At 68.1% G+C, this 24,623-nt stretch carries 25 protein-coding genes and 1 tRNA gene; 17 read left to right on the top strand and 9 right to left on the bottom strand.

Annotation, left to right across the window (positions count from 1 at the left end; all coding sequences use genetic code 11):
• Positions 1-22 precede the first annotated feature (22 nt).
• From ACIRRY_RS16670 to ACIRRY_RS16630, 9 genes are all read left to right on the top strand, one after another.
• Entirely contained in the window at positions 23-193 is a 171-nt protein-coding gene (locus tag ACIRRY_RS16670; protein WP_403972871.1) for a hypothetical protein, read from the top strand.
• A gap of 77 nt (positions 194-270) precedes the next feature.
• The gene (locus tag ACIRRY_RS16665) at positions 271-906 is read left to right on the top strand and encodes a DUF2637 domain-containing protein (protein WP_403972868.1); all 636 of its coding nucleotides are present in this window, start codon (positions 271-273) and stop codon (positions 904-906) included.
• Between the two features lie 19 nt (positions 907-925).
• Positions 926-1,111: a mobile element transfer protein gene (locus tag ACIRRY_RS16660; RefSeq protein WP_403972866.1), complete on the top strand. Its 186-nt coding sequence runs from the start codon at positions 926-928 to the stop codon at positions 1,109-1,111.
• A gap of 18 nt (positions 1,112-1,129) precedes the next feature.
• Entirely contained in the window at positions 1,130-1,411 is a 282-nt protein-coding gene (locus tag ACIRRY_RS16655) for a hypothetical protein (RefSeq protein ID WP_403972863.1), read from the top strand.
• Positions 1,412-1,504: 93 nt separating this feature from the next.
• Complete coding sequence (locus ACIRRY_RS16650; RefSeq protein ID WP_403972861.1) at positions 1,505-1,690, top strand: hypothetical protein; 186 nt, start codon at positions 1,505-1,507, stop codon at positions 1,688-1,690.
• Positions 1,691-1,695: 5 nt separating this feature from the next.
• Complete coding sequence (locus tag ACIRRY_RS16645; RefSeq protein ID WP_403972859.1) at positions 1,696-1,941, top strand: hypothetical protein; 246 nt, start codon at positions 1,696-1,698, stop codon at positions 1,939-1,941.
• Positions 1,938-3,332, top strand: a complete 1,395-nt coding sequence (gene repSA, locus ACIRRY_RS16640) for a replication initiator protein RepSA (protein WP_403972857.1) — start codon at positions 1,938-1,940, stop codon at positions 3,330-3,332. Before ACIRRY_RS16645 ends, repSA begins: the two co-directional genes overlap by 4 nt.
• The gene (locus ACIRRY_RS16635) at positions 3,329-3,517 is read left to right on the top strand and encodes a helix-turn-helix domain-containing protein (protein WP_403972855.1); all 189 of its coding nucleotides are present in this window, start codon (positions 3,329-3,331) and stop codon (positions 3,515-3,517) included. Before repSA ends, ACIRRY_RS16635 begins: the two co-directional genes overlap by 4 nt.
• A gap of 59 nt (positions 3,518-3,576) precedes the next feature.
• Complete coding sequence (locus ACIRRY_RS16630) at positions 3,577-4,674, top strand: tyrosine-type recombinase/integrase (protein WP_403972853.1); 1,098 nt, start codon at positions 3,577-3,579, stop codon at positions 4,672-4,674.
• Between the two features lie 68 nt (positions 4,675-4,742).
• Here ACIRRY_RS16630 and ACIRRY_RS16625 read toward each other — a convergent pair.
• From ACIRRY_RS16625 to dnaA, 9 genes are all read right to left on the bottom strand, one after another.
• Positions 4,743-4,819, bottom strand: a tRNA-Ile gene (locus tag ACIRRY_RS16625).
• A 136-nt stretch (positions 4,820-4,955) separates the two neighbouring features.
• The gene (locus ACIRRY_RS16620) at positions 4,956-5,777 is read right to left on the bottom strand and encodes a DUF3566 domain-containing protein (protein WP_403972851.1); all 822 of its coding nucleotides are present in this window, start codon (positions 5,775-5,777) and stop codon (positions 4,956-4,958) included.
• Positions 5,778-5,795: 18 nt separating this feature from the next.
• A complete protein-coding gene (gene gyrA / locus ACIRRY_RS16615) occupies positions 5,796-8,387 on the bottom strand; it encodes a DNA gyrase subunit A (protein WP_403972849.1) in 2,592 nt (863 codons plus the stop codon).
• Positions 8,388-8,429: 42 nt separating this feature from the next.
• Positions 8,430-10,490, bottom strand: coding sequence for a DNA topoisomerase (ATP-hydrolyzing) subunit B (gene gyrB / locus ACIRRY_RS16610; protein WP_403972847.1), 2,061 nt, complete (start codon positions 10,488-10,490; stop codon positions 8,430-8,432).
• 352 nt (positions 10,491-10,842) lie between these two features.
• Complete coding sequence (locus ACIRRY_RS16605) at positions 10,843-11,412, bottom strand: DUF721 domain-containing protein (protein ID WP_403972845.1); 570 nt, start codon at positions 11,410-11,412, stop codon at positions 10,843-10,845.
• Entirely contained in the window at positions 11,409-12,530 is a 1,122-nt protein-coding gene (gene recF, locus ACIRRY_RS16600) for a DNA replication/repair protein RecF (RefSeq protein WP_403972842.1), read from the bottom strand. The genes ACIRRY_RS16605 and recF overlap by 4 nt, the downstream gene beginning before the upstream one ends.
• Before the next feature lie 62 nt (positions 12,531-12,592).
• Complete coding sequence (gene gnd / locus ACIRRY_RS16595) at positions 12,593-13,468, bottom strand: phosphogluconate dehydrogenase (NAD(+)-dependent, decarboxylating) (protein WP_403972840.1); 876 nt, start codon at positions 13,466-13,468, stop codon at positions 12,593-12,595.
• 150 nt (positions 13,469-13,618) lie between these two features.
• Positions 13,619-14,749: a DNA polymerase III subunit beta gene (gene dnaN / locus ACIRRY_RS16590; RefSeq protein WP_200676830.1), complete on the bottom strand. Its 1,131-nt coding sequence runs from the start codon at positions 14,747-14,749 to the stop codon at positions 13,619-13,621.
• A 1,415-nt stretch (positions 14,750-16,164) separates the two neighbouring features.
• Complete coding sequence (gene dnaA, locus ACIRRY_RS16585) at positions 16,165-18,099, bottom strand: chromosomal replication initiator protein DnaA (RefSeq protein ID WP_403972836.1); 1,935 nt, start codon at positions 18,097-18,099, stop codon at positions 16,165-16,167.
• 399 nt (positions 18,100-18,498) lie between these two features.
• Here dnaA and rpmH point away from each other — a divergent pair, with 399 nt between their 5' ends.
• The 8 genes from rpmH to ACIRRY_RS16545 all read left to right on the top strand — a co-directional run bounded on the left by rpmH (position 18,499) and on the right by ACIRRY_RS16545 (position 24,557).
• Complete coding sequence (gene rpmH, locus ACIRRY_RS16580; protein ID WP_006381191.1) at positions 18,499-18,636, top strand: 50S ribosomal protein L34; 138 nt, start codon at positions 18,499-18,501, stop codon at positions 18,634-18,636.
• 21 nt (positions 18,637-18,657) lie between these two features.
• A complete protein-coding gene (gene rnpA, locus ACIRRY_RS16575; protein WP_200676827.1) occupies positions 18,658-19,029 on the top strand; it encodes a ribonuclease P protein component in 372 nt (123 codons plus the stop codon).
• Positions 19,026-19,379, top strand: a complete 354-nt coding sequence (yidD, locus tag ACIRRY_RS16570; protein WP_262060789.1) for a membrane protein insertion efficiency factor YidD — start codon at positions 19,026-19,028, stop codon at positions 19,377-19,379. Before rnpA ends, yidD begins: the two co-directional genes overlap by 4 nt.
• Positions 19,380-19,382: 3 nt before the next feature.
• Positions 19,383-20,678 carry a membrane protein insertase YidC gene (yidC, locus tag ACIRRY_RS16565; protein ID WP_403972833.1) on the top strand — a complete coding sequence of 432 codons (1,296 nt, stop codon included), beginning with the start codon at positions 19,383-19,385 and terminating at the stop codon, positions 20,676-20,678.
• Positions 20,679-20,693: 15 nt separating this feature from the next.
• A complete protein-coding gene (locus ACIRRY_RS16560; protein ID WP_403972831.1) occupies positions 20,694-21,203 on the top strand; it encodes a protein jag in 510 nt (169 codons plus the stop codon).
• Between the two features lie 135 nt (positions 21,204-21,338).
• The gene (rsmG, locus tag ACIRRY_RS16555) at positions 21,339-22,055 is read left to right on the top strand and encodes a 16S rRNA (guanine(527)-N(7))-methyltransferase RsmG (protein ID WP_403972828.1); all 717 of its coding nucleotides are present in this window, start codon (positions 21,339-21,341) and stop codon (positions 22,053-22,055) included.
• Positions 22,056-22,395: 340 nt separating this feature from the next.
• Positions 22,396-23,469, top strand: coding sequence for a ParA family protein (locus ACIRRY_RS16550; protein WP_078532690.1), 1,074 nt, complete (start codon positions 22,396-22,398; stop codon positions 23,467-23,469).
• Positions 23,466-24,557 carry a ParB/RepB/Spo0J family partition protein gene (locus tag ACIRRY_RS16545; protein WP_403972825.1) on the top strand — a complete coding sequence of 364 codons (1,092 nt, stop codon included), beginning with the start codon at positions 23,466-23,468 and terminating at the stop codon, positions 24,555-24,557. The genes ACIRRY_RS16550 and ACIRRY_RS16545 overlap by 4 nt, the downstream gene beginning before the upstream one ends.
• The last annotated feature ends 66 nt before the right edge of the window (positions 24,558-24,623 follow it).

Below are 24,623 nucleotides of genomic sequence, written 5' to 3'. Positions count from 1 at the left end.
GAAAACCGATCGGAGATCGCTCATGGCACGCAAGACCACCAAGCCCCCGGCCACCAAGCCGTGCCCGCCCTGCAAGGGCACCGGTGAGGTTTCCCGCACGGTCCTGGTCGGCCGCAAGCGCCGGGCGGCCGGACAGCAGACGGGCATCTGCCTGGGCTGCCTGGGCGCCGGCGAGATCCCCGCCGACGACTGAACCCGCCGGGGCCGGGCGGCCGGACACCGCTCCCCGCCCGCCCCCTGGCCCAACTCACCTGAAGGGAGGTGCCGTTCATGGTCCGCTCGGTCCGTCTGGACGCAGTCCTGATCCAAGCCGTCATCGCCGGCGCCCTCTCGTTCGCGCACCTGCACGACCTCGCCGAAGCCGCCCATCAGTCCGGGTGGAAGGCCTGGGCTTACCCGGTCTCGGTCGACCTGCTGATGGTCGCCGCCTGGCGTCGCCTGCGCACCGCACGCCGCGACCGCGCGGCCTGGACCTGGTTCGTGATCGCCCTGACCGCCTCGCTCGGCGCCAACGTCGCGACCGCTGGACTCCTCGACCTCCACCACGTTCCGGCCTGGCTGCGCATCCTCGTCGCCGGCTGGCCCGCCCTCGCCTTCCTCGGCGGGACCCTGCTCGCCCACGCACCCTCGGTCACCGCCCCGGCACCGGAGCCACAGCCCGCACCGGTGATCGACCGCCCCGAAACCCCCGACCCGGCATCGGCCCCGGAGATCGCTTCACCGGAGCCCGCACCGGCCCTGCCGAAGGCGGCCCCGGCCGTGCCCCCGGCCCTGGTCGACCACGCCCGGAAGATCGCGACCGAGCACCGCACCCGCACCGGTACCGCGATCGACACCGCCACCCTGCGCGCCCGGCTCGGCATCCCCGAGGACCTCGCCGGCGCGATCGTCACCCAACTCGCCTAGTCCATAAGGAGGTTCAGCCATGTCCCGCCCGAACCGCTTCTTCAACGTGATCCGTATCGGCCCCGTCAAGGTCGGCTCCTTCAACAACGGCCGGGGCCAGACCAAGCACACCGCCGCGTGCACGGCCCCGGACTGCGGTTTCTCAACCGAGCACGGCGACCGCAGCGCCGCTGAACTCGCCGCCCGCACCCACAGGTGCGCCTGACCGGAGAGGGACGGTCCGATGCAGTTGCCCGAAGACCAGTTCCGCGCCGGTCACATCCCCGCCGACATCTACCGGCAGATCCCGCCCGGCACCGACCTGCGCAAGGTCGTCATCGTGCAGGAAGCCCCGCGCTCCTACAAAGGCCCGATCGTCCTCGCGCTGGTCATCATCGGCGGCTCGATCGCCGTGCTTCTGGTGATCGCCTTCGTCGTCCAGGTCATCGCCGCCGCTGCGGTCGCGGTCATCTCCGCGTCGGGTGGCATCAGCTACACGATCAACCGCAGCAGCAAGCGCAAGTAGCACCCTCCGGGGCGGCCTCAACCGCCAAGTCAGTGCCGCCCCGGACGGCTCGACCACTTCCCGATCTTCCGATCCGAAAGGGCTCCGCTCATCATGCCTGTTCGTCTCCCGATCCGTCCGGTCTGCCACCACTGCGACGGCTTCCCCGTCGTCTCCGTCACCACCGGTACCCGCCACCGCGACGGCTCCCGCGTCCTGCTCCGCGTCGTCTGCTCCGCGTGCGACGGCACCGGCCGCGCTCTGCCGCTGCCCGCCGCGCTCGCGCCGGCCGGGAGGTGATCGCGGTGAGTCTCCTGAACTGGGGATCGTCCCAGCACTACGACCACGGGGGTGACTGCCCCTGCACCCAGTGCGGCAAGCCCACCCCGCTGCGCTCCCACTCCGGTGAACCGGTCCACAAGGTGTGCGCCGAGGACTGGAACGACAACAACCCCAACTCGCCCCGCCACCAGCAGGACGGCCGTGACCTGGGCTCCCAGCGCTTCCACTCCGACCCGCCGCGCAAGAGCCGCAAGGACGGTGCTCGATGACTGACACCGCCACCGCGGCGGGTCTCGACTCGGCCACCCTCGGCGACGTGCTGAGGGTGGCCGGTTCGGCTGACTTCGACCGCTGGCAAGACCAGATTCGCCGTACCGGAGGCTGCTCCGACCCGATCCGTCTCGCCGGCGCCACGAAGACCATCGACCCGACTACCAAGACCGTGCTGTACGCCTACACGACCGAGAACGAGCCGGGCGGCATGCTCCGCATCGCCTGCGGCAACCGCCGTGCCTCCCGCTGCCCGGCCTGCGCCTGGACCTACGGCGGCGACACCTACCACCTCATCCGCGCCGGACTCGTCGGAGATCCCGCCAAGGGCACCCCGCACACGATCCGCGATCACCCCCGCGTCTTCGCCACCCTCACCGCACCCTCGTTCGGCCCCGTCCACAACCGCCCCAGCAATCGGCCCTGCCGCTGCGGCCAGCGTCACGGCGAGGACGCGCCCGAACTCGGCACCCCGCTCGACCCGGACACCTACGACTACACGGGCGCGGTGCTGTGGAACAACCACGCCTCCGACCTGTGGCGCTACTTCACGATCTACCTCCGCCGCGAGATCGCCAAGCACGCCGGCCTCACCCAGAAGGAAGCCCGCGAACAGTCCCGCGTGGCCTTCGGCAAGGTCGCCGAATACCAGAAGCGCGGTGCCGTCCACTTCCACGCCGTGATCCGCTTCGACGGACCGGACGGACCCAACAGCCCACCCCCGGCCTGGGCCACCCTCGACCTGCTCGACGCTTCGATCCGTGCCGCCGCCGCCCGCGTCGCGGTCGAGGTCGACCCCGCCGGAGACGAGCCGGCCCGCACGCTGCGTTGGGGCACGCAGCTCGACGTGCAACCGATCGGCGCCTTCGGTCACGGCGAGGAGATCACGGAAGCGGCCGTGGCCTCCTACGTCGCCAAGTACGCCACCAAGGCGGCGGAGACCACGGGCACCGTTGACCGCCGGATCGGCAACAAAGAAGCGCTCGTGCTGCTCGACGTGCCCGACCACCCCGCCCGGCTCATCGCGGCCTGCCTCGACCTGCACGCCCTCTACCCGGACCGCAAGCTCCGCGACTGGGCCCACATGCTCGGCTTCCGGGGCCACTTCTCCACGAAGTCCCGCAGCTACTCGACCACGTTGGGCGCCCTGCGACAGGTCCGCGCCGACTACCGCGCAGCCCAACACCGCGAAGCCCTCGGCCTACCCGACCCCGACGACAACCCGGAGGCAACCACGCTCACGCTCGCGCACTGGACCTACGCCGGCCACGGCTACACCCCTGGCGAATCCTGGCTCGCCGCGAACATCCGCCGGGACATTCAGCTCAACCGCGAGACCGCACGCGAGGAACTACCCGCCCAACTCGCCTTGGAGGGGGATGCCGCATGACCACCGCAGCGCCGGAACTGCTCAAGGTGCCTGAGGTCATGGCACAGCTCAAGATCGGTCGCTCCAAGGTCTACGACCTGATCCGCACGCATCGCCTGGTCTCGATCAAGATCGACGGATGCCGACGGATTCCGGCTGACGCCGTGCGGGACTTCATCAACGGTCGTCTCGGCGAGGCTGCCTGATGTCCAAGAGGCGCCCCAACGGCGGGGGCACGATCTCAAGGCGGGCGAACGGTCGCTACATGGGCCGTGCGTACGTCACCGACACGGACGGCAACCGCGTCCGCAAAACCGTCTACGGCGCCACGTGGGACGACGCCAACGAGAAGCTCGGCAAGCTCCAGGACCAGGAGCGCAACGGCGTCCCCGTGCCTTCCCGCGCCTGGTCGCTCGGCGAGTGGCTGGCCTACTGGCTTGAGCACATCGTTGAGCCGGATTCGGAGCACAACACGTACGTCAAGTACGAGTCCAAGGTCAGGCTGTACCTGGTGCCGCACCTCGGCAAGAAGTCGCTGATCAAGCTGACTCCTGCCCAACTGCGCGCCTTCATGGCCGCGTTGAAGCGGGACAAGGTGCCGGCGCCCACGCGCTTCGAGGTGCTCCGCGTGCTCCGGAACGCCCTCAACCGGGCGATCCGCGAGGAGCTGCTGACGCGCAACGTCGCGCTCCTGGTCGACATGCCCAAGGTCAGCAAGGACAAGGGAAGGGCCTGGAGTGCTCGTGAGGCGATCACCTTCCTGCGGACCACCCGTGCTCACCGCTTCTACGCGGCGTGCGTCCTGGTCCTCGTGCTCGGGCTCCGCCGAAGCGAGGTGCTGGGCCTGCGCTGGCAGGACATCGACTTCGAGGGCCGTCAGTTCACGCCGGTCAAGCAGGTGCAGCGCGAGAAGGGGAAGGGCCTGATCCTGAAGGATCTCAAGACGGAGTCGTCAACGGCCGTGCTGCCGCTTCCGGAGTTCTGCGCGCGTGCCCTGGAAGAGCGCCGGGAACTGCAAGATCTAGAGCGGCAGATCGTCGGGGATGCGTGGCAGCAAGAGCCGGACCATGACGTGATCTTCTCGTCGGAACGCGGCGGGCTGACCGACCCCGTGAGCTTCTCGCGAGCCTTCAACGCCCTCGTGAAGCGGGCCGGCGTGCGTCGGATCACGGTCCGGCTCGCCCGGCACACCTGCGGGACCCTGCTCGCCTTCCTGAAGGTGCACCCCAAGGTCGCTCAGACGATCCTCCGGCACAGCCAGATCAGCATGACCATGGACGTCTACACGCACGTGGTGGGCTCCGACCAACGGGACGCCGCCGCGATGCTCGCCGAGCTGCTGGAAGATCCGCTCATCGGCTGACCGCCGCCGTTGGTGTCAACCGGTGGTGTCAAAAGACCCCCAGCCTGATCGGCTGGGGGTCTTCTGGCTGGTGGGGCTAACAGGATTTGAACCTGTGGCCTCATCCTTATCAGGGATGCGCTCTAACCAACTGAGCTATAGCCCCGCCGCGCTCTGCGGAGTGTGTCCCGCGCGCTGACTCCTGAAGATTAGCGCACGACATGGGCAGTCCCAAAATCGATAGTCACAGGGCCGCCGGGGGAGGTTTCAACTCCCGTACACCCGAGTTCTCACCGGACTTCTCACTCGTCCTCGGCGAGCGTCAGCTCGATGCCGCCGACGAAGCCCGCGGAGAGGTTGTAGATGAACGCGGCGAGCGTCGCGAGGGCCGTGGCCAGGACGACGTCGATGACCGCGATGATCCCGGAGAACGTCAGGACGTGCGGGAGGGACAGGAAGGACTGCAGGTCGAAACCGTTCGACTCGTTCGAGCCGGTCGCCTCCGAGATCGTGCCGCCGACCGTCGAGAAGACCCCCATCGCGTCCATGACCATCCACAGCACCGCGGACGCCACGACCGTGCAGATGCCCAGCGCGATGGAGAGCAGGAAGCTGACCTTCATCACCGACCACGGGTCGGCCTTGGCCACCCGCAGCCGCGCCTTACGGGTGCGCGGCGCGGTCCGCGCTCCCGTACGCGGACGCCGTACGGCACCGCTCTGGGCGGCGGCGGGCGCCTGCGTGGGATAGGCCTGCGGCGGGTGGTACGGCCCCGCCGCCTGCTGCTGCTGACGCTCACCCGGCAGCGGGGAACCCTGGAGCGGGGGCGCCGTCGGCGGCGCGGCCGGTGGGGCCGGCTGGGGCGCCTGCTGGCCCTGGGACGGGGCCTTGGCGCCGGGCGCGGCCGGACCCGGCCCAGCCGACTGCTGCTGGGTCCCCGGGCCTCGGGTGTCCGTCACAGTTCCCCCCTGGGATCCATGCGTGTCGGGCGAGCGCGTGTCGGCCTTCTTCACGTCGATCGCCCGCAGTTGGGTCGTGTGCGGATCTGTCGCGTTAGCGGCGGAGCCACGGCCGCCGCCGTCCGTGTCCGTACCGGTCGATCCGGCGCCCGTGGCTCCGCTCACGATGACTCTCTCCTCGTGCTACTCGACCGAGGGTGCGTCACCCTCGTCCGTGCCGGTGGTCGCGGCATCCTCGGCGGTCTCGTCGACGGCTTCGTCGCCGACGACTTCCTCCGCCTCGGATCCCGCCTCGGCGTTACGAGCGATACCGACGACGGCATCGCGCTTGCCCAGGTTGATCAGTTGGACGCCCATGGTGTCACGGCCCGTCTCCCTGACCTCGTTGACTCGCGTACGAATCACACCGCCGGACAGCGTGATGGCGAGGATCTCGTCGGTCTCCTCGACCACCAGCGCGCCGACGAGAGAACCGCGGTCCTCGACGATCTTGGCGGCCTTGATACCCAGGCCGCCGCGACCCTGGACGCGGTACTCGTCGACGGCGGTGCGCTTCGCGTACCCGCCGTCTGTGGCAGTGAACACGAACGTACCGGGTCGAACAACATTCATCGAGAGAAGCTGGTCGCCCTCGCGGAAACTCATGCCCTTGACACCGGAGGTCGCACGCCCCATGGGGCGCAGCGCGTCGTCCGTCGCCGTGAACCTGATCGACTGTGCCTTCTTGCTGATCAGCAGCAGATCGTCCTCGGACGAGACGAGTTCGGCGCCGATCAGTTCGTCGTCGGAACCGTCCTCCGTCTCACGGAGGTTGATCGCGATGACGCCGCCGGAGCGGGGCGAATCGTAATCCTTCAGAGGCGTCTTCTTCACCAACCCTCCCTTGGTCGCGAGGACCAGGTAGGGCGCCGCTTCGTAGTCACGGATCGCGAGGATCTCCGCGATCGCCTCGTCCGGCTGGAAGGCGAGCAGGTTCGCGACGTGCTGCCCGCGCGCGTCCCGGCCGGCGTCGGGGAGTTCGTACGCCTTCGCGCGGTAGACGCGGCCCTTGTTGGTGAAGAACAGCAGCCAGTGGTGGGTCGTCGACACGAAGAAGTGGTCGACGATGTCGTCTTCCTTGAGCTTCGTGCCGCGTACGCCCTTGCCGCCACGCTTCTGGGAGCGGTAGTCGTCCGCCTTGGTGCGCTTGACGTAGCCGCCGCGCGAGATGGTGACGACGATGTCCTCTTCGGCGATGAGGTCCTCAATGGACATGTCGCCGTCGAAGGGCACCAGCATCGTCTTGCGGTCGTCGCCGAACTTCTCGACGATCGCGGCGAGTTCCTCGCTGACGATGCCGCGCTGACGGACCGGGGAGGCCAGGATCGCGTTGTACTCGGCGATCTTCGCCTGGAGTTCGTCGTGCTCCTGGATGATCTTCTGGCGCTCCAGGGCGGCCAGTCGGCGGAGCTGCATCTCCAGGATGGCGTTCGCCTGGATCTCGTCGATCTCCAGGAGGCCCATCAGGCCCGTGCGCGCGATGTCGACGGTGTCGCTGCGCCGGATCAGCGCGATGACCTCGTCGATGGCGTCCAGGGCCTTCAGGAGGCCACGGAGGATGTGCGCCCGCTCCTCGGCCTTGCGCAGCCGGAACTTCGTACGGCGGACGATGACCTCGATCTGGTGCGCCACCCAGTGCCGGATGAACGCGTCCAGGGAGAGGGTCCTCGGCACACCGTCGACCAGGGCCAGCATGTTGGCGCTGAAGTTCGACTGCAGATCCGTGTGCTTGTAGAGGTTGTTCAGTACGACCTTGGCGACCGCGTCCCGCTTCAGGACGATGACGAGGCGCTGGCCGGTACGGGACGACGTCTCGTCGCGGACGTCCGCGATGCCGCCGACCTTGCCGTCCTTCACCAGGTCGGCGATCTTCTGCGCGAGGTTGTCGGGGTTGGTCTGGTACGGCAGTTCCGTGACCACCAGGCACTGGCGGTTCTGGATCTCCTCGACCTCGACGACCGCGCGCATGGTGATCGAGCCACGGCCGGTGCGGTACGCCTCTTCGATGCCCTTGCGGCCGACGACGAGCGCGCCGGTCGGGAAGTCGGGGCCCTTGATGCGCTCGATCAGCGCGTCGAGCAGCTCCTCGTGGGAGGCCTCGGGGTTCTCCAGGCACCACTGGGCGCCCGCCGCGACCTCACGGAGGTTGTGCGGCGGGATGTTGGTGGCCATGCCGACCGCGATGCCCGCCGAGCCGTTGATCAGCAGGTTCGGGAAGCGGGCCGGCAGGACGGTCGGCTCCTGGGAGCGGCCGTCGTAGTTGTCCGTGAAGTCGACGGTCTCCTCGTCGATGTCACGGACCATCTCCATGGACAGCGGCGCCAGCTTGCACTCGGTGTAGCGCATGGCGGCGGCGGGGTCGTTGCCCGGGGAGCCGAAGTTGCCGTTCGAGTCCACCAGCGGCATCCGCATCGACCACGGCTGCGCGAGGCGGACCAGCGCGTCGTAGATCGAGGAGTCGCCGTGCGGGTGGTAGTTGCCCATGACGTCGCCGACGACACGGGCGCACTTGTAGAAGCCCTTCTCGGGCCGGTAGCCGCCGTCGTACATGGCGTACAGGACGCGGCGGTGGACGGGCTTGAGGCCGTCCCGGACGTCGGGCAGGGCTCGCGACACGATGACGGACATCGCGTAGTCGAGGTACGAGCGCTGCATCTCCGTCTCGAGCCCGACGGGCTCGACGCGCTGGGTGATGACGCCCTCTTCAGGCGTAACGGGAGTGTTCTCGTCGGCCATTGCTGGTGCAGATCCTTCCTGATGCGGTCAGCTGAGACCGACTCAGATGTCGAGGAAGCGGACGTCCTTGGCGTTGCGCTGGATGAACTGGCGGCGCGCCTCGACGTCCTCGCCCATGAGGACCGAGAACAGGTCGTCGGCCTGCGCGGCGTCGTCCAGGGTGACCTGGCCGAGGACGCGGTGCTCCTGGTCCATCGTGGTGATGCGCAGCTCTTCGGCGTTCATCTCGCCGAGACCCTTGAAGCGCTGGATCGAGTCTTCCTTGATGCGCTTGCCGTTCTGCCGGCCCAGCTCGATCAGCGCGTCGCGCTCACGGTCCGAGTACGCGTACTCGAAGTCGTCACGGCCCCACTTGATCTTGTAGAGCGGGGGACGGGACAGGAACACGTGCCCGGCCTCGACCAGCGGCCGCATGAAGCGGAACAGGAAGGTCAGCAGCAGGGTGCTGATGTGCTGGCCGTCGACGTCGGCGTCCGCCATCAGGATGATCTTGTGATAGCGCAGCCGGGCGATGTCGAAGTCCTCGTGGACCCCGGTGCCGAAGGCGGAGATCAGCGCCTGGATCTCCTGGTTCTGCAGGATCTTGTCGATCCTGGCCTTCTCGACGTTGAGGATCTTTCCCCGGATCGGGAGGATCGCCTGGTACTGCGGGTTCCGGCCGGACTTGGCCGAGCCGCCGGCGGAGTCACCCTCGACGATGAAGATCTCGCACTTGGTGGGGTCGTTCGACTGGCAGTCGGACAGCTTGCCCGGCAGGGACGCGGTCTCCAGGAGGCCCTTGCGACGGGTGAGGTCACGGGCCTTGCGGGCCGCCACGCGCGCGGTGGCCGCCTGGATGCCCTTGCGGATGATGTCCGAGGCCTCGTTCGGGTTCCGGTCCAGCCAGTCGTTGAGGTGCTCGTAGACCGCCTTCTGTACGAAGGTCTTCGCCTCGGTGTTGCCGAGCTTGGTCTTGGTCTGGCCCTCGAACTGCGGCTCGGCCAGCTTCACCGAGATGATCGCGGTCAGACCCTCGCGGATGTCGTCGCCCGTGAGGTTGTCGTCCTTCTCCCGGAGCAGCTTCTTGTCGCGCGCGTACTTGTTGATCAGCGACGTCAGCGCGGCCCGGAAGCCCTCTTCGTGCGTGCCGCCCTCGTGCGTGTGGATGATGTTGGCGAAGGAGTACACACCCTCCGTGTAGCCACTGTTCCACTGCATCGCGACCTCGAGGGACAGGCTCTTGTCCTTGTCCTCCGCCTCCAGGTCGATGACCGTCGGGTGCACCGCTTCTCCCTTGCGGGAGTTGAGGTACGTCACGTAGTCGACGATGCCGCCCTCGTAGTGGTACGTGACCGTCTTGACCTCGTCCTTCTGGTCCGCACCCGCCTCGTCGGCACCGGCCGTGGCCTTCGCCACCTCGCGCTCGTCAGTGAGTTTGATCGTCAAACCCTTGTTGAGGAACGCCATCTCCTGGAAGCGCCGCGACAGCGTCTCGAAGGAGTACTCGGTGGTCTCGAAGATGTCCGGGTCGGCCCAGAAGGTGACCGTCGTGCCGGTCTCGGCCGTGGCCTCGTGCTGCGCGAGCGGGGCCGTGGGGACGCCCAGCTTGTAGTCCTGCGTCCAGCGGTATCCGTCGGTCCTGACCTCGACGGCGACCCTGCTGGACAGCGCGTTCACCACGGAGACGCCCACGCCGTGCAGACCGCCGGAGACCGCGTAACCGCCGCCCCCGAACTTGCCGCCCGCGTGCAGCACCGTCAGCACGACCTCGACGGCGGGCTTGCCCTCGGACGGGACGATGCCCACCGGGATGCCGCGGCCGTTGTCGATGACGCGCACGCCGCCGTCGTGAAGGATCGTGACGTCGATCGTGTCCGCGTGGCCGGCCAGCGCCTCGTCGACGGAGTTGTCGACGACCTCCTGCACGAGGTGGTGCAGGCCGCGCTCGCCGGTCGAGCCGATGTACATACCGGGTCGCTTGCGAACCGCGTCCAGACCCTCGAGGACGGTGATGGCGCTGGCGTCGTACGAGGCGGTGACCTCGCCGTTCGAGGTGTGAGCCCCGCCGTTGGCGCCGGCGTCGGTGGACGGGATGTTCTCGTTGGGGTTGCCGGAATCGGCCACGAAGCGCCCTTTCTGGCACAGCACAAGCCAGGCTCCCGGCGGTTGGCCGGAGCGGCTGCGGCGTGTTGCGTTGGTAAGCCTTAGTCAGCGTTGCTCGGTGTGTGTCCCACAGTGGGGCGGGATTGCTTCCAGTCTACCGGTAGCGCCGACATGGATGGGGGTTTGCCGGTACCTGAGTCCTCATGTGCCGCCCTCAACCGGTCTCTCCCGACTCCCCATATGCGGAACGGGGCTCGAAGAGGCTCACGGAGGCACTCAGCGCTTCCGGGTGTCAACCCTTTGCTACTCAAGGGTCAGGTCGCTGTTCGCAACCGCGTCCGTTCACCCGCCGAGGTCCGCGCTGTGATGTCAGTCACCCATAGGTGTCGCCGGGGCCCATGCTCCCGGGAGCGCGCAGAGGACCGTAGCGACGGGGCGGGCCACCGGGGTTGAGCACCTTGATCATCCGTACGGTGCCGTGCCCCAGATCCTCGTTGAGCCTGGCCACCAGCGTGGGCGTGAGGTGCCGCAGCTGGGTCGCCCAGGCCGTGGAGTCGCACTGCACGACCAGCACCCGCTCGTCCTCGTCGTACTTCTCCGGTACGCAGTGGTTGGCCAGGTCCTCGCCGACGATCTGCGGCCAGCGGCCCATCACACCGCCCACCGCGGCCGGCGTCTCCCAGCCGCGCTCGTTCAGCAGCCGGTTGATCGCGGCGCCGAGCGCCATCGGGTCACGGCCGTCGGCGCGCGCGCCGGAGCGCAGGCCCCCGCGCCGCGCCTGCTTCTTCTGCTGCGCCGCGTCCCCACGCGCGCGTGCCTGTTCCTTCGCCGCGCGCAACGCCACGCGCGCGAGGTCGACGCCGGAGGGCTCGGCACTCTTCTTGGGCGCGGGTTCCCCGGCCGCGGGGCTCTCGGGGCGCCGGGAAGGCTCGTCCGTGCTCATACGCGCTCCACCACCCCCTCCGCCACGCTGTACCGCGTCCCCGCCAGTACGTGCGGTACGTCGTCGTCGACCGCGGCCGTCACCAGCACCTGCTCGCCGGGCGCCACCAGCTCGGCCAGCCGCTCCCGGCGCCGCGTGTCCAGCTCGGCGAACACGTCGTCGAGCACGAGCACCGGTTCATTGCCCTCGCCCCGAAGCAGGTCGTACGACGCGAGCCGCAGCGCCAGCGCGTACGACCAGGACTCCCCGTGCGAGGCGTATCCCTTGGCGGGCAGCTGACCGAGTTTGAGAATCAAATCGTCCCGATGGGGTCCTACCAGGGTGACGCCCCGCTCGATCTCCTGCTTGCGGGCCTCCGCGATCGCCGCCATCAACTGCTCGTAGAGGTCCTCCCGCGTGTGCGCCTCACCGGGCGCCGACGGCTTGTACTCCAGGGCCAACGGCCCACCGCCGGGCGCCAGTTGCTCGTACGCCTTGTCGGCGAGGGGCTGCACCGCGGCGATCAGATCGAGCCGCTGGGCGAGCAACTCGGCCCCCACGCGCGCGAGATGCTGATCCCAGACGTCGAGCGTGGACAGGTCCATCGAGCGCCCGCCGTGCCGCCGCGCCAACGCCGCCGATTTCAGCAGGGTGTTGCGCTGCTTGAGCACCCGCTCGTAGTCGGACCGGACGCCGGCCATGCGCGGCGACCGCGCGGTGATCAGCTCGTCGAGAAAACGCCGCCGCTCCCCGGGATCCCCCTTCACCAGGGCGAGATCCTCGGGCGCGAACAGCACGGTCCGTACGATGCCCAGCACGTCGCGGGGTCTGACCTGCGAGGACCGGTTGATGCGGGCGCGGTTGGCGCGGCCGGGGTTCAGCTCCAGCTCGACCAGTTGCTGCCGCTCGCCCTGTCTGACCTGGGCCCGGATGATCGCGCGGTCGGCGCCCATACGGACCAGCGGGGCGTCGGAGGAGACGCGGTGGCTGCCCAGGGTGGCGAGATAGCCGATGGCCTCGACGAGGTTGGTCTTGCCCTGCCCGTTCGGGCCCACGAACGCGGTGACGCCGGGGTCGAGCGGGACGTCGACCCCGGCGTACGAGCGGAAGTCGGCCAGCGACAGATGCGTGACGTGCATGGTCGTTCGCCGACCTCCCCCAGCTTGTGGATCCACGGGCCCGGGGCCTGTGGATCTGTGGATTACTTCGACTCGACGGCGTGGCCGCCGAACTGGTTGCGCAACGCCGCGATCATCTTCATCTGCGGCGAGTCCTCCTGACGCGAGGCGAACCGCGCGAAGAGGGAGGCCGTGATCGCGGGCAGCGGTACGGCGTTGTCGATGGCGGCCTCGACGGTCCAGCGGCCCTCGCCGGAGTCCTCCGCGAAGCCCTTGAGCTTGTCGAGGTGCTCGTCGCCGTCCAGGGCGTTGACGGCCAAGTCCAGCAGCCAGGAACGGATGACCGTGCCCTCCTGCCAGGACCGGAAGACCTCGCGGACGTCCGTCACCGAGTCGACCTTCTCCAGCAGCTCCCAGCCCTCGGCATAGGCCTGCATCATGGCGTACTCGATGCCGTTGTGGACCATCTTCGAGAAGTGCCCGGCGCCCACCTTGCCGGCGTGCACGAACCCGAACTCGCCCTCGGGCTTGAGCGCGTCGAAGACGGGCTGGACCTTGGCGATGTTCTCGGGGTCGCCGCCGACCATCAGGGCGTAGCCGTTCTTGAGGCCCCAGACGCCGCCGGAGACGCCCGCGTCGACGAAGCCGATGCCCTTGGCGCCCAGCTCCTCGGCGTGCTTCTCGTCGTCCGTCCAGCGGGAGTTGCCGCCGTCCACGACGACGTCGCCGGGCTCCAGGAGCTCGGCCAGCTCGTCGACGGTCGCCTGGGTCGGGGCGCCAGCCGGGACCATCACCCACACCACCCGCGGGCCCTTGAGCTTGCCCACAAGCTCTCCCAGGCTGTGGACATCGGCGAGGTCCGGGTTGCGGTCGTATCCGATGACGGTGTGGCCTGCGCGGCGGATGCGCTCGCGCATGTTGCCGCCCATCTTGCCGAGGCCGACGAGACCGAGCTCCATCAGTTGTTCCTTACGGTGCGACGTGGCATGAAGGCACTTGCGTACCTGTGTCCGAGCCTAAACCCGGACGGTCATGCACACCTGTGGGCATACGCGCTCAGAAGTACCGAGCGGTATGCCCCGACCTGCGGTGTTCTCGTCGGGTACGGATCAGCCGCTGAGGCGGACCGGCATGATCAGGTACTTGTAGGCCTCGTCCGCCTCGGCGTCCAGGGCGGGCTTGCCGCTGAGCAGCGCGGGCTTGGTGGAGGTCGTGAAGGACAGCTGGGCCACCGGGGAGTCGATCGCGCTCAGGCCGTCCAGCAGGAACGTCGGGTTGAAGGCGATCGACACGTCGTCGCCCTCCAACTGCGCGTCGACCCGCTCCACAGCCTGTGCGTCGTCGCTGGAACCGGCCTCCAGGATGAGCACGCCCTGCTCGAAGCTCAGCCGCACCGGGGTGTTGCGCTCGGCGACCAGGGCCACGCGCTTGACGGCCTCCACGAAGGGGGCGGTCTCGATCACCGCGATGGAGTTGAACTCCGTCGGGAACAGCGAGCGGTACTTCGGGAGGTCGCCCTCCAGGAGACGGGTCGTCGTACGACGCCCGGCACCCTCGAAGCCGATGAGGCCTTCTCCCGCGCCCGAGCCGGACAGCGCCAGGATCACGCTGTCGCCGCTCGTGAGGGCCTTGGCGGTGTCCAGGAGCGTCTTGGCGGGCACCAGGGCGACCGCGGACGCCTCCGGGTCCTCCGGCTTCCACAGGAACTCGCGGACCGCGAAGCGGTAGCGGTCGGTGGACGCCAGCGTCACCGTGTCGCCCTCGATCTCGATGCGCACACCGGTGAGGACGGGCAGCGTGTCGTCGCGCCCGGCGGCGATGGCCACCTGGGCGGCGGCCGAGGCGAACACCTCACCGGGGACGGTGCCGGTCGCGCCCGGCATCTGCGGCAGCGCCGGGTACTCCTCCACAGGCAGTGTGTGCAGGGTGAAGCGGGAGGACCCGCAGACCACCGTCGCCCGTACACCGTCTGTGGAAATCTCGACCGGCCGGTTGGGGAGGGCGCGGCAGATGTCGGCGAGCAGTCGGCCGGAGACGAGGACCGTGCCCTCCTCCTCGACCTCCGCGTCGACCGACACCCGCGCGGAGACCTCGTAGTCGAAGCTGGACAGGCTCAGCTGCCCCTCCTCGGACTTCAGCAGGAGGCCGGCGAGGACCGGCGCCGGCGGACGGGCCGGGAGGCTGCGTGCCGCCCAGGCCACTGCCTCCGCGAGTACGTCGCGTTCCACCCGGATCTTCACTGTTGCCGCCTCCTGCTGTTGCCGGCGCTTCTCGGCCTGCCTGGCTTCGTCGTCTGTCTCGGTGTCGTCGGTCCCTGTGAGGGGAAGGACATCCGGGGAACAGTCTGACGCACGGCACTGACAGTAGGTGCCTATCGGGGTCAAGTCGTGACGAGGGGCTGTCGGGCGACGAAGCGCGAGTTGTGCACAGGCCCCGCTTCGAAACGGTTTCCCAGCTCTCTCTAGTTGCTAGTAGTAGTAGGGGCTGTGGATACCGTGGATAACCCCGTTTTCCCAGCTCAGAGCGGGAATTTTGTCCACCGACCCTGTGGGCGACGGCGGTGGACAACCTCGGGTTTCTGTGGAGAACGGAAAGTTCTGCACACCCCATGCACAGCCGAGGGCCACTTCTCCCCAGCGCCGTCCCCAGCTTTACCCGCCTTTCCCACAGCCCAACCCGGCACCTTCGTGTGACGCCTTTCACTCGACACGGTGAGGTGGCGCGTTGCGTTGCCGAACAGTGGACAGCGGTGTGGAGAAGCTGGAGATCGCTGGGGACAACTGCCCCCGGCCTGTGGGTTGTCGGTGGACAACTTCGTCCCCAGCCTGTGGATCACGGATTTGTCCACAGCCTGTGGAGATCTTTTGTCCACGAATCCACAAGCACCTGACCTGGTCTGATGGTCCCTCACCTGCGGGGCCTGTGGACACGTTCTGGACAACTTCACAGTCCCCAGGGTGTGGACGGAAGAAAGTCACCAAATCTGTGGAGGGCGGCCGTAACCCGGCGGGTATTCGAACAGCGGGTGTCGGAGAGGTGGGTGCGCGAGAGCGGCGAGCGTCCTCCGGAGCGGCTGTGAAGGGGCTCCGAACCGGTTCTGTCAGGGCTGCGGAGGCGCTGGGATCGGCATCGGAGGGGTCCTGGACGTGCCTCGGACCGCTTCAAAGCGTCTCCGGATCCGATCCGGAGAGACTGGAGAGCGGCTCTGTCTCGGCTCTGAGCGGCGCCGGACCGGCCGGGAATCGGTGGCGTCCCGCCCTGTGGTGTGGCCACCCGGATCGCGCCGGTCCGGAGGATCTGTGACCGGCCGACCCGGCTGAAGCTCCGCCGTCGTCTGCCTTGCCGCGCGAGCCGGTCACCGGCGGCGCGGGTTGCTGCCCGGCCTCGAGGTGCCTGGCCGCACCCCGCCGCGACCTGCGAGACCGCGAAGGCTGACTGGCTGCGCCACTCGACGGGACGCCACCTGGGAGTCCGCTGCGGCTCGTCCCCGGCCGACTTCTGGAACTCCTCCCGGACACCCTCCGGGCCCCTCTCTCCGGCGCCCGCCGAAGAACTTCCCGTCCCCTCCGAAGGCCGTCCCGGCCGGCCCCGCCAAGCCGAAGGGCGCCCCTGGAGAAATCCCGGGGCGCCCTTCGGCGTCGTAACTCCGCGGCTGTCAGCCGTTCTTGATGCGGTTGGTCAGTTCGGTGACCTGGTTGTAGATCGAGCGGCGCTCGGCCATCAGCGCGCGGATCTTGCGGTCGGCGTGCATGACCGTGGTGTGGTCGCGACCGCCGAACTGCGCGCCGATCTTCGGCAGGGAGAGGTCGGTCAGTTCGCGGCACACGTACATGGCGATCTGCCGGGCCGTGACCAACTGGCGGCCGCGTGAACTGCCGCACAGGTCCTCGACCGTGATGCCGAAGTAGTCGGCGGTCGCTCCCATGATCGCCGTCGCGGTGATCTCCGGTGTCGAGTCCTCGCCGCCCGGGATGAGGTCCTTGAGGACGATCTCGGTGAGACCGAGGTCCACCGGCTGCCGGTTGAGCGACGCGAACGCCGTCACCCGGATCAGCGCCCCCTCCAGCTCGCGGATGTTGCGCGAGATACGGGAGGCGATGAACTCCAGGACCTCCGGCGGGGCGTTGAGCTGCTCCTGCACCGCCTTCTTACGAAGGATGGCGATACGGGTCTCCAGCTCGGGCGGCTGGACGTCGGTGATCAGTCCCCACTCGAAACGGTTCCGCAGCCGGTCCTCCAGGGTGACCAGCTGCTTGGGCGGCCGGTCGCTGGAGAGCACGATCTGCTTGTTCGCGTTGTGGAGCGTGTTGAAGGTGTGGAAGAACTCCTCCTGCGTCGACTCCTTGTCCGCGAGGAACTGGATGTCGTCGACAAGAAGGATGTCCATCTCCCGGTACCGCTTGCGGAAGCTGTCGCCCTTGCCGTCGCGGATGGAGTTGATGAACTCGTTGGTGAACTCCTCCGAGCTGACGTACCGCACGCGCGTGCCGGGGTACAGGCTCCGCGCGTAGTGCCCGATCGCGTGCAGCAGGTGCGTCTTGCCGAGCCCCGACTCCCCATAGATGAAAAGGGGGTTGTACGCCTTCGCGGGCGCCTCGGCGACAGCGACCGCGGCCGCGTGCGCGAAGCGGTTGGAGGCGCCGATGACGAACGTGTCGAAGAGGTACTTCGGGTTCAGGCGCGCGGTCGGTTCACCCGGGCCGGCCGCGGGCGCGGGCTTCGAGCCCAGCGGCCCCGGCGACCCCGGACCGCCGCGGTGCAGATGACCGGAGTTCGAGGACGAGCGCGAGTCGGACAGGTCGCGGCGCGCGTCGCGCTGGTTGTACTCCGCGCGGGACTGCTCGTACTCGGCCCGCGACTGTTCGTACTCGGCGCGCTGCTGTTCGTACGACGGACGTTCCATCGACTGCGGGCGGTAGTCCTGCGTCGGCGCGTACTGGTCCTGCTGCGACTGGTACGAGTCCTGGGGCGGGCCGTACTTGTCCTTCGCCGGTGCCCCGTACTGATCCGGGGACGGCGGTCCGTACTGGTCCTGCGACGGCGAGGCGTACGGGTCGCGCTCCGGGAAGCCGAGTCGCTGCTGCTGCCACCCGTAGTCGTCCTGCGTCGGCCGAGGCCAGGCGCCCGGCTCGGGGCGCTGGTACTCCGACGGGTAGGCGGGGCGGGCGGTGGGCAGTTGGTCGCCCGGGCCGCCGGGGAGCGGCTCGGCGCGGTGCCGGCCGTAGCCGCCCTCGTAGGGGTCGCGGCTCGGCTCGGGCTCTTCGTAGCGCCGCTGGGGCTGGGCAGAGGGTGCCGGCGGGCCGGGGGGCTCACCGGCGGAGTCGTCGACGGTGATCGCGATACGGATCGGCCGGCCGCACTCGCGGCTCAGCGTCTCGCTGACGATCGGCGCGAGGCGGCCTTCGAGCACGCCCTTCGCAAATTCGTTCGGTACGGCGAGCAAGGCAGTGTCGGCGACGAGTGCCAGGGGCTGGCAGCGCCGGATCCAGTGCTCGTCCTTGGTCTCGACACCCTGCCCACGCCCCTCACCGAGAAGTTGCTCCAGCACTCGTGGCCACACTGCGGCAAGATCGGCAGGTACGTCAGCCACAGGGCACGCTCTCTCACGGGTCCCACGAACGTGTGGTTCGCGGACGGGACGGGATGTACATCGGGTGGGGCGCTCGGGAAAAAGGTGTGGGGGCGGGGGACAAAGGAACGAATCGGAGTCCAGCCACGGTAGTCAGGGCGACGGGTGCGGTTCAAGTTGTTGTCCCCAGCCTGTGGATAGTGTCTCCTCGTGACCCCTGGTTTGACCGGATGGCGTAGCCCCGCGTACCGTGACCAGGTCGAGTTGTCGATGGCTGCTGCCGCCTGCCTCCGATGGGCACAGATCGCATGTGGGTGATCGGTCAGCGGTGCACTCGGGCGTAACTGCGAGCTACTCGTGGGCGCACGGTGACAGCCAGGACGGCACCCGCCACCACCGATTGATTTCTGGAGCCCCCTCGTGAGCAAGCGCACCTTCCAGCCGAACAACCGTCGCCGGGCCAAGACCCACGGCTTCCGCCTGCGGATGCGTACCCGTGCCGGTCGCGCGATTCTCGCGAACCGTCGTGGCAAGGGTCGCGCCAGCCTGTCCGCCTGATCCCGATCAGGTCATGACGTCGTGCTGCCTACCGAGCATCGGCTGAGGCGGCGCGAAGAGTTCGCGACCGCGGTACGACGGGGTCGCCGGGCCGGCCGCCCGCTTCTCGTCGTCCACTTTCGTAGCGGTGCCACGGACCCGCACGCGCCAGGGGAGAGCGCTCCCCCGACGCGTGCGGGTTTCGTCGTCAGCAAGGCTGTCGGCGGCGCCGTGGTGCGCAACAAGGTGAAGCGCAGACTTCGCCATCTGATGCGCGAGCGAGTCGCCCTGTTTCCCCCCGGTAGCCTGGTAGTCGTACGAGCGCTGCCCGGAGCGGGCGACGCCGACCATGCACAGCTGGCCCAAGACCTGGATGCCGCCGTTCAGCGGCTGCTGGGAGGGGGCGCGCGATGAAGTACCCGCTACTGGCGCTGATCAAGCTGTACCAGTGGACGATCAGTCCCTTGCTAGGGCCGGTCTGCAAGTACTACCCGTCGTGCTCCCACTACGGCTATACGGCCATAGACCGGCACGGCGCGATCAAGGGCACAGCGCTCACGGCCTGGCGCATCCTGCGGTGCAATCCGTGGTCGCTCGGCGGTGTGGACCATGTCCCGCCGCGCAAGCGTCCTAGGTGGCACGAGATGCTGCGGGGCGTACGGCGCGCAGACAAGGGCGGGACCTCCGCCGCCGAAACGGCCACTGAAGGGCTGAGTCCTTCGAGCCCGGCCGCAGAGACACCGTCCCATGCCCAAGGAGCATGATTAGTGGACACGATTGCCAGTCTTTTCAGCTTCATCACGACACCCGTTTCTTGGGTCATCGTCCAGTTCCACTCGGTGTACGGGAAGGTTTTCGGTCCCGACACGGGCTGGGCCTGGGGCCTGTCCATCGTGTCCCTGGTGATCCTGATCCGCATCTGTCTGATCCCGCTCTTCGTGAAGCAGATCAAGGCGACCCGGGCCATGCAGACCCTGCAGCCCGAGATGAAGAAGATCCAGGAACGCTACAAGAACGACAAGCAGCGTCAGTCCGAAGAGATGATGAAGCTGTACAAGGAGTCGGGTACCAACCCGCTCTCCTCGTGCCTTCCCATCCTGGCGCAGTCCCCGTTCTTCTTCGCTCTGTACCACGTGCTCAACGGCATCGCGACGGGCTCGACGATCGGCGTCATCAACGACTCGCTGCTCGCCAGCGCGCGTAAGGCGCACATCTTCGGCGCCCCGCTCGCCGCCAAGTTCACGGACGGCAGCAGCAAGGTCGAGGCGCTCGGTGCCACGCTGACCGACGTCCGCGTCGTCACCGCGATCATGATCGTGATGATGTCGGCGTCGCAGTTCTACACGCAGCGCCAGCTGATGACGAAGAACGTCGACACCACGGTGAAGACGCCGTTCATGCAGCAGCAGAAGATGCTGATGTACGTCTTCCCGGTCATGTTCGCCATCTTCGGCATCAACTTCCCCGTCGGTGTCCTCGTCTACTGGCTGACCACCAACGTGTGGACCATGGGCCAGCAGATGTACGTCATCCGCAACAACCCGACCCCGGGTTCCAAGGCCCAGGCCGCTTACCTGGAGCGCCTCACCAAGCACGTCACGCACCACGAGAAGACCCGCAGCCGGGGTGAGCGCGCCATCGTCAAGGCGATCGTCTCCAAGGGCCGCGACCGCAACGAGTTCGAGCGCAAGTTCATCAACAGCCTCACCAAGGTGAGCCTCGTGGCCCAGGCCGACGGCACTGTGGTGAAGGGCGAGAGCACGGCTGTGGAGTCCGAGGACGGTACCCCGACCACGGCCGCCCCCAAGCGTCAGCAGCCCAAGCGGCAGACCAAGGCCCAGCGCCAGTCCGCCGCCAAGGCGGCCGACGACAGTGCCGAGGACACGGCCGACGACGCCGACGAGCCGAAGACCTCGCTGAGCAAGTCGGACGAGCCCGAGGACGCCAAGCCCGCCACCGCCGCGAAGAAGCTCGCCCCGAAGCCCGCCGGCGGCACCCGCAGCAAGGCCCAGTCCGGACAGCGCAAGGGTCCGCAGCGGCCCAAGTCCCCGTCCAAGAAGTAAGAAGGAGTCCATCCCGTGACGGAAGGCACCACCTCCGCCGCTGCCGAGGGTGCAGACACCCTGTCCCGCCTTGAGCAGGAGGGCGAGATCGCGGCGGACTACCTCGAGGGTCTGCTGGACATCGCCGATCTCGACGGCGACATCGACATGGATGTCGAGGCCGACCGCGCCGCTGTCTCGATCATCAGCGACAGCGGCCGCGATCTCCAGAAGCTCGTCGGCCGTGACGGTGAGGTGCTGGAAGCACTCCAGGAGCTCACCCGCCTGGCCGTGCACCGGGAGACCGGGGACCGCAGCCGTCTGATGCTGGACATCGCGGGCTACCGAGCCAAGAAGCGCACCGAGCTCTCCGAGCTGGGCGCCAAGACCGCGGCCGATGTGAAGAACACCGGCGAGCCGGTGAAGCTGAACCCGATGACCCCGTTCGAGCGCAAGGTCGTGCACGACGCGGTCAAGGCCGCGGGACTGCGCAGCGAGTCGGAGGGCGAGGAGCCGCAGCGCTTCGTCGTCGTACTTCCCGCCTGATCGGTCCCGACGTTCCACCGGCCCCGTCTGTTGAGCAGACGGGGCCGAACTTTGTCAGCCTGATAGTCCTGTAGTTCTGGTGGTCCTGGTAGTCAGCGCCCAATGCGCTCTTGCGGTACGGAAGGACGGTCCCCCGTGACGGAGGCAGCGGAGCTTCCCCCCGCGCCCGAGCAGGCGCGCGAGGTGTTCGGCGATCGCTTCGAGGATGCGGTCCGATACGCCGAGCTGCTCGCCGACGCGGGTGTGCAGCGCGGTCTGATCGGCCCACGTGAGGTGCCCCGCCTGTGGGAGCGGCACCTGCTGAACTGCGCGGTCCTCTCGGAGGTCGTGCCGGACGGAGTGACGGTCTGCGATGTCGGCTCCGGCGCCGGCCTCCCGGGCATCCCCCTGGCCCTGGTCCGCGAGGACATCAAGATCACTCTGCTCGAACCACTGCTCCGCCGTACGAACTTCCTCACCGAGGTCGTCGAACTCCTGGGCCTCGACCACGTCACGGTGGTGCGGGGGCGCGCCGAGGAGGTCATGGGTACCCTGCACCCGGTCCACGTGGTGACGGCCCGTGCCGTGGCTCCGCTGGAGCGACTGGCCACCTGGGGCATCCCGTTGCTGCGTCCCTACGGCGAGATGCTCGCTCTCAAGGGGGACACGGCCGAGGAGGAGCTCAAGAGTGCGGCGACCGTACTGAGCAAGCTCGGAGCCGTGGAGACGTCCATCCTGCAAGTCGGCGAAGGCATCGTCGATCCGCTGTCCACGGTGGTTCGTGTGGAGGTCGGAGAGAGCCCCGGAGGGGTTCGCTTCGCGGCGAAGCGGGCCAAGGCGGCTCGTACGGGGCGTACGCGTCGGCGTCGTTGACGATGTTTCAGCGTCTGAGGCGGGTCGGCCTCAGGATGCGAGGCAGGTCGGTCTCGGCGTGTGAAGTGCGTCGCTGATCCGTCCTGACGACGAAACTTACTCCACACAAGCTGTCAAACCTATCCATGCCGGAGTGTCGCGACAGTTCGGGCCTCGGCTGCTGTGCATCGTGTTTCACGTGAAACGTCGCTCACTGCTCCACGGCATCATCAGCCGCAGCCGCGCGGCCGAACCCCGCGATCGGAAGCCTCTCGGATCACTCGGAGAGGTCACGGAGTTGTCCACAGAGGTGGAATTCTCCACAGAACAACAGGCCTCACTGGTTCACGACCCTGAAGACATGGGAGGCTCTGTTCATTGCGAGCCTGAAGTCGAGGAGAGTGAATCCTTGCGGTCCGACGCCAACATCGCGGGACCGATGACCGATCCGGTCCCCGGTCCCCGTACCGAGTCGATGGGGGAGGATGTTTCACGTGAAACACCGCCCCCTATGGACGACACTCCCATCGGTCGTGCTGCCCAACTGGCGGTAGAAGCTCTAGGTCGTGCAGGCGAGGGCCTGCCACGTCCTGAGCAGACCCGCATCATGGTCGTTGCCAACCAGAAGGGCGGGGTGGGCAAGACGACGACGACCGTCAATCTTGCCGCTTCGCTGGCACTGCACGGTGCCCGTGTCCTGGTGGTCGACCTCGACCCACAGGGCAACGCGTCCACGGCACTGGGGATCGATCACCACGCGGAAGTCCCTTCCATCTATGACGTGTTGGTCGACAGCCGGCCTCTCTCCGAGGTCGTGCAGCCGGTTCCCGATGTCGAGGGTCTCTTCTGTGCCCCTGCCACGATCGATCTCGCCGGTGCGGAGATCGAGCTGGTGTCCCTGGTGGCCCGTGAGAGCAGACTGCAGCGGGCGATTCAGGCCTACGAGCAGCCGCTGGACTACATCCTCATCGACTGTCCGCCTTCGCTCGGCCTGCTGACGGTCAACGCGTTGGTCGCCGGCGCGGAGGTCCTCATCCCGATCCAGTGCGAGTACTACGCGCTGGAAGGCCTCGGACAGTTGCTTCGCAACGTCGACCTGGTGCGGGGGCACCTCAACCCCAACCTGCATGTGTCGACCATCCTGCTCACCATGTACGACGGCCGGACGCGTCTCGCGTCCCAGGTCGCGGACGAGGTGCGCAGTCACTTCGGCGACGAGGTGCTGCGGACGAGCATTCCACGCTCGGTCCGTATCTCCGAAGCGCCGAGCTATGGGCAGACGGTACTGACCTACGATCCCGGATCGAGCGGTGCCCTCTCCTACTTCGAGGCGGCAAGGGAAATCGCGCTGAAGGGTGTGGGCGTCAGCTACGACGCACCGCATGCGCACATCGGCGCTCAGAGCGACCAGAGTATGGTGGAGGGTATCCAGTGAGCGAGCGACGGAGGGGTTTGGGCCGTGGGCTCGGCGCACTGATCCCCGCAGCCCCGACCGGGGAGAAGACGGTGGCTCCGGCCGCGATGGGTGGTTCCGCGTCCCCGACGGCTGTCCCGGTCATCACCGGCGACCGAGGGGTGGCCGCAGCGAAGGTCACCACGCTACCGCCGGTCTCCTACGAGACAGAGGACCTGTCGTACGGCATCGCGCAGACGCCGGCGCCACCCGTCGGTGCCTACTTCGCCGAGCTGCCGCTCGACGACATCACACCGAACTCGCGTCAGCCCCGTGAGGTGTTCGACGAGGACGCGCTCCAGGAACTCGTCACCTCCATCAAGGAGGTCGGACTTCTCCAGCCCGTCGTCGTACGGCAGATCGCTCCGACGAGCTACGAGCTCATCATGGGCGAGCGGCGCTGGCGGGCCTGCCGTGAGGCGGGTCTGGAAGCGATCCCGGCGATCGTGCGGGCCACGGACGACGAGAAGCTTCTCCTGGACGCACTCCTGGAGAACCTGCACCGCGCCCAGCTGAACCCGCTCGAAGAGGCGGCTGCCTACGACCAGTTGCTCAAGGACTTCAACTGCACGCATGACCAGTTGGCGGACCGCATCGGCCGTTCGCGTCCGCAGGTCTCCAACACCCTGCGTCTGCTGAAGCTCTCGCCGTCGGTCCAGCGTCGTGTCGCCGCCGGGGTCCTCTCCGCCGGTCATGCCCGGGCGCTGCTCTCCGTCGACGACTCGGAGGAGCAGGACCGGCTGGCTCACCGGATCGTGGCCGAGGGGCTCTCGGTGCGGGCCGTCGAGGAGATCGTGACCCTGATGGGTTCGCGTCCCCAGACGGCTCAGCGCTCCAAGGGACCGCGGGCCGGCGCCCTGGTCTCCCCGGCGCTGTCCGATCTCGCCACGCGTCTCTCTGATCGCTTCGAGACCCGGGTGAAGGTCGACCTGGGCCAGAAGAAGGGCAAGATCACTGTCGAGTTCGCCTCGATGGAGGACCTTGAGCGGATCCTCGGTTCACTGGCTCCTGGTGAGGGGCCGGTCCTGCAGAGGAGTCTGCTGGACGACGACTCGGAGGACGAGGCCTGAGCCGTCCCGCCTTCGGCATGGTCTCTGTTCGTCCGACCAGCAAAGCGGGCCGTGTCCGGTGTGTAC

Origin of the sequence: Streptomyces sp. NPDC101776 (genome assembly GCF_044766845.1) — a bacterium.
Lineage (GTDB): Bacteria > Actinomycetota > Actinomycetes > Streptomycetales > Streptomycetaceae > Streptomyces.
This window is presented reverse-complemented; position numbering and strand designations above follow the sequence as displayed.